This window comes from Butyrivibrio sp. AE3009, assembly GCF_000420845.1.
In the GTDB taxonomy this organism is placed as follows: domain Bacteria; phylum Bacillota; class Clostridia; order Lachnospirales; family Lachnospiraceae; genus Butyrivibrio.
On sequence record NZ_ATVS01000038.1, the window covers coordinates 25,375 to 33,453 of the forward strand.

Here is an 8,079-nt window from a genome sequence, read left to right on the forward strand (position 1 = left end):
ATGGATAATCCATCCTACAGAGTGGCCCTGGCTTCCACCGACAACAGGAACGTGGATCAGCACTTCGGAAGAGCAGAGAGCTTCCTGATCGTGGATGTGGATGAAGCGGGGAACTACGAAGAAATTGAACAGAGATTTGTGAATCCGGTGTGCCTTGGCGGTCATCACGACGTCAATCAGCTAAGGAGAGGAGTCTACGGAATCCTTGACTGTAACTTTGTCCTTGCCGCAAGAATCGGCGACGGAGCAGTATACGAGCTTCGGGAAAAAGGGATAGCAGCCTTCGAGATGCCGGGCTCAGTCCCCGACGGACTAAGGCGCCTTGACGGATATCTGAAGCTTCTTCAGGAGATGAACTTATGAGTAAATACGATTTTGACAAAATAGTAGACAGACGTGGCACCTCATGTATCAAGTATGATTTCCAGCAGGAGCGCAAGCACAGAGATGACCTGCTTCCATTATGGGTGGCAGATATGGATTTTCCCCTTCCGGAGGAAATCTTAGAGGATCTTCATAAAAGAGTTGACCACGGAATCTTTGGTTACACGGATCCCAAAGAGGACTACTTCGAAGCCCTTAGCGGCTGGTACAGAAGAAGACAGGGATTTGAGATTAAGGCTGAGGACACCTTTGTAACTCCGGGAATTGTGTATTCCATCGCCCTTGCGGTAAGGGCCTGTACGGAGGAAGGCGACAGCGTCATCATTCAGGAGCCTGTTTACTATCCCTTCAGATCAACCATTCAGCAGAACAAGAGAAAATGCGTGTCAAGTAACCTTGTTTTTGACAGGGAGAAGGGCAAGTACTTCATAGATTTTGAGGATTTCGAGCAAAAGATCGTAGACAACAAGGTTAAGCTTTTTATCCTCTGCAGTCCCCACAATCCGGTGGGAAGAGTGTGGACAAGGCAGGAGCTCACAAGGCTTGGAGATATTTGCCTTAAGCATGATGTGAAGATCTTCGCAGACGAGATCCACAGCGATTTTGTCTACGGTGACAACAAGCATACATCCTTCCTTACACTGGGAGATAAGTACGCGGATATCACAATCCTTGGTATTTCCCCCAGCAAGACCTTCAACATCGCAGGTCTTCAGGTGGCCAACGTAATATCAAGGAACAAGGAGCTTCTTGATAAGTTCAAACTCCAGAATGACGCCGCAGGCTACAGCCAGGGCGGAGCCCTTGGAATGGTGGCGGCCATATCCTGCTACAACAAAGGCGAGCAGTGGGTGGAGGAGCTTCTGCAATATCTGCAGGGAAATATCAGCTATATCAGGGATTTCCTTAAGGAGAAGCTACCGAAGATCGAGCTCATAGAGCCTGAGGGGACCTACCTTATCTGGCTTGATTTCTCCAAGGTCACAGGGGACTATCGGGAGCTTAAGAGACTTATCGAAGATGAGGCAAAGCTCTGGCTTGACGGAGGAGTGATCTTTGGCAGAGAGTCAGCTCTTTTAGAGAGGATCAATGTGGCGTGTCCAAGGGCAACACTGGAGACAGCAATGAACAGGTTATATGAGGCCTTCAAGGACCGCTGATAATTTTTTTTTTGAATTAGAAAAAAGAAAAAGAAAAAGAAAAAAGAAGAAAACACGGGAGATATGAAAAAATGGATTGTAGCGGCTGTAACAGATGTACCGAAATAAATTGCAGCATAGATACAAAGTGTCAGCAGCTGGACAGGAGCCTGATGGACCAGTACGGAGCCATCAGCTTTCCTATATACCAGACTGCCACCTTTGCTCATCCGGGACTTGGGGAGAGTACCGGATACGATTATTCGAGAGTTCAGAATCCCACAAGGAAGCAGCTTGAATCAATTGTGGGATATCTTGAGAACGGAAGGGATGCACTGGCTTTTTCCAGCGGAATGGCGGCAATTGCCACTCTTATGGAGCTCTTAAAGCCCGGTGATCACTTCATCATAGATTCAGATCTCTACGGCGGAAGCGTCAGGCTTTTTAACGAGATCAGTTTAAAGAACGGTCTTACCTACACTTCAGCCAATCTAAGCGTTTCTGACATACGCCCTCTGATCCAGGAAAATACTAAGATGGTGTATCTTGAGACGCCCACGAACCCCATGATGAATGTTACGGATATCGAGGAACTGTCCAAGGTGACCAGGGAAAAAGGAATTCTCCTGGTGGTGGACAACACCTTTTTATCACCCTATTTCCAAAACCCTTTAGACCTTGGTGCGGACGTGGTCATCCACTCGGGAACCAAATTCCTGGGAGGTCACCACGACACCATAGGCGGATTTATCGTAGTTAAGGATGAAGAGATCGATGAGAGACTTCGTTTCATCTACAAGACAACCGGAGCAATCCTTAGCCCCTTTGACAGCTGGTTGATTCTTCGCGGAATCAGAACCCTGGCGGTAAGGCTTGAGAGAGCCCAGGAAAATGCCCTGAAGCTGGCAAGGTTCCTTAAGTTCAACAAGCATGTGACTAAGGTTATCTATCCCGGTCTTGAGGACCATCCCGGGTACGAAATCATGAAGAAGCAGGCCAGGGGCTTTGGCGCAATGCTGACCTTTGAAGTGGACAGCGAGGAATTTGCCAAGTCAATACTTAGAAATGTGCAGCTGATCTATTTTGCAGAGAGTCTTGGAGGAACGGAGACACTGATAACTTACCCCGTAACCCAGACCCACGCAGATGTGCCGAAGGAAGTTCTGGAGAAAAACGGGATCAACGAAAGGACCTTGAGATTGTCAGTTGGAATAGAGGGAATAAATGATCTTCTCTGTGAGTTTGGAAGAGTATTTGCTATTGCAGAGAAGGAAGTGAATGGTTAATTTTACACCGATAAGTAAATCTTATATCCTGCTATAAGCCGCTCTGTGGTTGACTTTGCGGGGCATTATGTTAGAATTTCATTAAATCATTTAATTCCTATCAACAAACTAGGTAATAGGTTTTTTACAATTTAGCAAACTAAAGAAAAAAGAAAATAAGACAACTAAGAAAACGGAGGAAAAAAACTATGGCAGACATCAAACAGAGCGCACTTGAACTTATCGGGGGAACACCACTTTTACAGCTTAACGGCTACAGCAAGAAGGCTGGCGTAGCAAACGCTACAATCCTTGCTAAGCTTGAGTATTTAAATCCCGCCGGATCAGTTAAGGACAGAGTTGCCCTTGCAATGATCGAGGATGCAGAGAAGAGCGGCAAGATCAAACCCGGCGCAACAATCATTGAGCCTACATCAGGAAACACAGGTATCGGTCTTGCAGCAGTTGCAGCAGCCAAGGGCTACAGAGCAATCCTTACTCTTCCCGATACCATGAGCGTAGAGAGAAGAAATCTCCTTAAAGCATACGGCGCAGAGATCGTTCTTACAGAAGGCGCCAAGGGAATGAAGGGAGCCATCGCCAAGGCAGAGGAACTTGAGAAAGAGATCGACGGAGCAGTTATCCTCGGACAGTTCGTTAACCCTGCTAACCCTGCAGTACACAAGGCTACCACAGGTCCTGAGATCTGGGAGCAGACAGGCGGCAAGGTAGACATCTTCGTAGCAGGTGTTGGTACAGGCGGAACTGTTACAGGTGTAGGTGAGTACCTGAAGGAGCAGAATCCTGACGTTAAGGTTGTTGCAGTTGAGCCCGCAACAAGCCCTGTTCTTTCAAAAGGAACAGCAGGACCTCACAAGATCCAGGGTATCGGCGCAGGCTTCGTACCGGATGTTCTTAACACCAAGGTATTCGACGAAGTAATCGCAATCGAAAATGAAGATGCATTTGCAGAAGGCAAGAAGTTCGCAGTATCCGAAGGAATCCTGGTTGGTATTTCTTCAGGAGCAGCCCTCAAAGCAGCAACAATCCTTGCAGAGAGAGATGAGAACAAGGGCAAGACAATCGTAGTCCTTCTTCCCGACTCCGGAGACAGATACCTTTCAACACCACTCTTTGCTAATTGAGTGATATAGGGACTCAAAGTCATGGGAATTTCATGCTCGCATGATAATTTACATGACCTTGAGGACCGAACATACATGAGGAAAAAAGTGGGTAGGGCCCCGCGATTTCCGAATGGATGTAGCATGACGAGAGTGTAAGCGGAGTCATGCGTATATCACTCATATATCTAAATTATTCAATTCGCGGGACATGCCTTGGCGTGTCCCCGTACCGCTAAACCGACCGGACAACCGGAGGTTCACTTTAGTCTCACTCATTCGTGAGTTTAAAAGTGGACCTCTGTTTTTTTACATATTTTTACAGAGAAAAGTAGGAAGAACTTATGGCAGAGACTTATTCGGGAGTAAGAGAAAGTAAATCAGGAAGAGTTAATGACTATGGCGGAAGCAGCAAGGCCGCAGAGGAGAGCTTCAGAAAAGGGTGCCTTAAAAGGGCCGATAGGAGCTTCGCCCAGGGCCTTCAGTGCCAGCAGATCAACTCCATGGCGGCGCTGATGTCGCTGGAGGATGCGGTCTTTATAGCTCATTCGCCACAGGGCTGCATCGGATGTACCTCACTTGCTGTTGACATGTACCGTGTAGGCCAGGCTCACAGAGGCGTTAAGCACATCAAGAACCCACATATCATCGTTACTAATCTTGATCAGAAGAGCGTTATCTTCGGTGGTGAGAAGAAGCTGAGAGATTCAGTTCAGAAGGCCATCGAGAGATACAACCCAAAGATGATATTCGTTTTTGCATCCTGTGCTTCAGGCGTTATCGGAGATGACATAGATGCCATCTGTGCAGACCTTCAGAAGAGCGCTGATGCAGTGATAGTGCCTATCCACTGCGAGGGCTTCAAGTCCAAGATCTGCGCTTCAGGTTTTGACGCGGCCTTTATATCGATCCAGAAATACATACTTTCCAAGGTACAGGCAGAGAAAAAGGACAACCTTGTTAACCTGTTCGCTCCCGTTTCCATCAGCTACGCAGACCAGAAGGAAATGGAGAGAATGTTGGGACTTCTTGATATCGAGACCAACTACATTCCTTTTTACAGCTCACTGGAGAAGATCAAAAAGATACCGAGCGCTGCAGCATCAACCTCAATCTGCAAGGTTTTTGCCGATGAGTTCATGAACAGTCTTGAAAAGGAATACGGTATTCCCTATTCACATACCGTAATGCCCATAGGACTTCGTAACACCGACAAGTGGTTTCGTGGAATCGCACAGGTCATGGGAAAGGAGAAGGAAGCTGATGAGATCATTAACAGAGAGCATGAGAGAATTACTCCTTTGGTTCAGAAAATTAGAGAAAGACTTCAGGGAAAACGAGTATTTATATGCGGAGGCACAGGTCGCAGTTTCGCAGCTGCAGCTCTTATCGACGACTTCGGTATGGAACTCGTAGGTCTTGAGACACCAACCTATGACGATGATGCCCAGGTGGACATCGAATATCTCAACGGCATCCACAAGGATTTCGTGGTTGATATAGCCAACATGCAGCCCTTTGAACAGGTCAATCTTATCAAGAAGCTTAAGCCTGACGTGTTCATCGGAGTTCCCGAATGGGCTGCCAAACTGGGACTTCCAACAACCCATGTTCTTGATATGAAGAGACCTACCATGGGCTACGATGGTCTGATCTACCTTGGAAACAAGATAGCGGATCAGCTGGAAAATCCCGGATTTAACAAGAAATTAGCCGCTCATGTCAGGCTTCCCTACAAGGACAGCTGGTATGAGGAGGATGCATTCAAATACATCGTGGGAGGTGGAGCAAATGTCTGAAATATTGGAAAACCCACGAGGTGGTTGCGTACTTGCCGGAATCAACTCGGTTCTGGGAGCCATAAACAGGGTATGTCCCATACTTCACTCAGGCCCGGGCTGCTGCATGCAGACCTGCGCGGCCGAGCAGGGACAGTCAGGAAACAAGAATTCAGCCTTCGTTTCAAGCGTATCCATTCCCTCCACCAATATGCTGGAGAGAGAAGTAGTATTCGGAGGACTTAACAAGCTCCGTACAACAATTCAGGGAGCAGTGGACATCATGGATGCGGATGCATTCTTTGTTCTTACTGGCTGTACCGCAGGAATCATCGGCGATGACATTGTTTCGGTTACAGAGGAGTTCAGGGCAAAAGGCGTTAAGGTGTATCCGATAGACACTCCCGGATTTGCCGGTGACAGCAATCTGGGATATGAGGTTATCTGGAACAACTTCATCGATCAGGTGATAAAAGAGGATGTGCCAAAGGACGACAAATTGGTAAATGTCTTTGGAATCGTTCCTTACCACGATCCTTTCTGGAGCGGCAACCTTGAAGAGATCGCCAGAATCCTCAGAGGACTGGGGCTCAAGGTCAATACCTTTTTTACCGAGCATCAGGGTATTGAGACCCTGGAGAACTGCTCCGGGGCAGCCCTTAACATAATCGTTAACCCCTGGCTCTTTGGTAAGCCTGCCAATAAGTTCGAGGAAAAGTTCGGCGTAAAGAGCATCAGATATCCCGGAACTCCCATAGGAGCCACGGATACAGGCAGGTTTGTAAGACAGGTGGCAGAGGCACTTAATCTGGACAGCAGCGTTGTGGATGCCTTCCTTGCCAAGGAAGAGGACTACGTATACAGCTATCTGGCGCAGGCCATTGGAACACTTAGCTGGAAGAGATATGCGGTGGTAGGTGATGCGGCAAATGTCTGCGGAATCACCAGATACCTGGCCAACGATTACAGCTTCACACCAAAGCTTGCCATCATCTCGGAGCCTATATTCGGTGAGGAGAACAAGAACCGCATTATAAAAGAACTTACGCAGCTGGAATATGCAAGGCCACCCAAGGTCATTTTTACCGCTGACCAGTTTGAGATAAACAAGGCTCTCTTAGAGGAAGAGGAACTGACACTTATAGTAGGCAGCAGCAATGAGAGAGAAGCCGCATCCCTTAAGGGAGTGCAGTGCATAGCGGCGACCTTCCCGTTAAAGGACAGACTTATCTTTAACAGGGCAATAGCAGGATACAGAGGAAGTCTTACGCTCACGGAAGATCTGTATGACAACCTTTAATCACAATATTTACACCCCATAAGAAAAAAGAAAAATATTTAGAAGAGGAGAATGAAAAAATGGCAGAACTCAGGCAGATTGCGATCTATGGAAAAGGTGGAATCGGTAAGTCCACCACAACACAGAACCTGACAGCAGGACTTGTTGAGCACGGTAAAAAAGTAATGGTAGTTGGATGTGATCCCAAGGCGGATTCCACAAGACTTCTTCTTGGAGGCCTTGCACAGAAGACGGTTCTTGACACCATAAGAGAAGAGGGTGAGGACATCTCACTGGACAGGATCATGAAGGAAGGCTTCGGCGGCACCAAGTGCGTTGAGTCCGGCGGCCCTGAGCCAGGTGTAGGCTGCGCAGGTCGTGGTATCATCACCTCCATCAATATGCTTGAGAACCTTGGTGCATACACTGATGATCTTGATTATGTATTCTATGACGTTCTTGGAGACGTTGTCTGCGGTGGTTTCGCAATGCCCATTCGTGAAGGCAAGGCAAAAGAGATCTACATCGTAGCATCAGGTGAGATGATGGCTCTGTACGCTGCCAACAATATCTCAAAGGGTATCCAGAGATACGCAAGAACAGGCGGAGTAAGACTTGGCGGTATCATCTGCAACTCAAGAAACGTGGACAGAGAGCTGGATCTTCTCAGAGCCTTCTCAAAGGAACTTGGAACTAAGCTTCTTTACTTTGTTCCACGTGACAACGTAGTTCAGCACGCTGAGATCAACAAGAAGACAGTTATCGAGTACAAGCCCGATTCTAACCAGGCTCAGGAGTACAGAAACCTGGCCCAGGCCGTTATCGAGAACACAGATTTCGTCATCCCAACACCCATGACCCAGGAACGCCTCGAAGAAATCCTCATGGAGTACGGCATGATGGAACTTTCAGATGATTACAAAATCTGATGATATAGGGACTCAAAGTCATAATTTTCCTTGCTTGCAAGGAAAAAATTATGACCTTGAGGACCGAACAAGGATGAGGAAAAAAGTGGGGTAGGGGCCCCGCGATTTCCGAATCCTTGTAGCATGACGAGAGCGCTTTTTGCGGAGTCATGCGTATATCATCAGAAACTATGGCAATTCG

At 47.5% G+C, this 8,079-nt stretch carries 7 protein-coding genes; all 7 read left to right on the forward strand.

Annotation, left to right across the window (positions count from 1 at the left end):
* The 7 genes from G588_RS20570 (at window position 1) to nifH (ending at window position 7,898) form a co-directional block, all read left to right on the forward strand.
* Window positions 1–363: a NifB/NifX family molybdenum-iron cluster-binding protein gene (locus G588_RS20570; RefSeq protein ID WP_022779581.1), complete on the forward strand. Its 363-nt coding sequence runs from the start codon at window positions 1–3 to the stop codon at window positions 361–363.
* Entirely contained in the window at window positions 360–1,544 is a 1,185-nt protein-coding gene (locus G588_RS0115275) for a MalY/PatB family protein (RefSeq protein WP_022779582.1), read from the forward strand. Before G588_RS20570 ends, G588_RS0115275 begins: the two co-directional genes overlap by 4 nt.
* Window positions 1,545–1,615: 71 nt before the next feature.
* Window positions 1,616–2,809 (forward strand): trans-sulfuration enzyme family protein, encoded by a 1,194-nt coding sequence (locus G588_RS0115280; RefSeq protein ID WP_022779583.1) that lies wholly within the window; start codon window positions 1,616–1,618, stop codon window positions 2,807–2,809.
* A 188-nt stretch (window positions 2,810–2,997) separates the two neighbouring features.
* Complete coding sequence (gene cysK, locus G588_RS0115285) at window positions 2,998–3,933, forward strand: cysteine synthase A (protein WP_022779584.1); 936 nt, start codon at window positions 2,998–3,000, stop codon at window positions 3,931–3,933.
* A gap of 323 nt (window positions 3,934–4,256) precedes the next feature.
* Complete coding sequence (locus G588_RS0115290; RefSeq protein WP_022779585.1) at window positions 4,257–5,711, forward strand: nitrogenase component 1; 1,455 nt, start codon at window positions 4,257–4,259, stop codon at window positions 5,709–5,711.
* Window positions 5,704–6,990, forward strand: coding sequence for a nitrogenase component 1 (locus G588_RS0115295; protein WP_022779586.1), 1,287 nt, complete (start codon window positions 5,704–5,706; stop codon window positions 6,988–6,990). Before G588_RS0115290 ends, G588_RS0115295 begins: the two co-directional genes overlap by 8 nt.
* 5 nt (window positions 6,991–6,995) lie before the next feature.
* Window positions 6,996–7,898 (forward strand): nitrogenase iron protein, encoded by a 903-nt coding sequence (gene nifH, locus G588_RS0115300; protein ID WP_272798055.1) that lies wholly within the window; start codon window positions 6,996–6,998, stop codon window positions 7,896–7,898.
* Window positions 7,899–8,079: the final 181 nt, after the last annotated feature.

Bases quoted from the DNA above. Each gene is read 5' to 3' on its own strand.
- G588_RS20570 (WP_022779581.1), top strand. From the start codon at position 1: ATGGATAATCCATCCTACAGAGTGGCCCTGGCTTCCACCGACAACAGG.
- G588_RS0115275 (WP_022779582.1), top strand. From the start codon at position 360: ATGAGTAAATACGATTTTGACAAAATAGTAGACAGACGTGGCACCTCA.
- G588_RS0115280 (WP_022779583.1), top strand. From the start codon at position 1,616: ATGGATTGTAGCGGCTGTAACAGATGTACCGAAATAAATTGCAGCATA.
- cysK (WP_022779584.1), top strand. From the start codon at position 2,998: ATGGCAGACATCAAACAGAGCGCACTTGAACTTATCGGGGGAACACCA.
- G588_RS0115290 (WP_022779585.1), top strand. From the start codon at position 4,257: ATGGCAGAGACTTATTCGGGAGTAAGAGAAAGTAAATCAGGAAGAGTT.
- G588_RS0115295 (WP_022779586.1), top strand. From the start codon at position 5,704: ATGTCTGAAATATTGGAAAACCCACGAGGTGGTTGCGTACTTGCCGGA.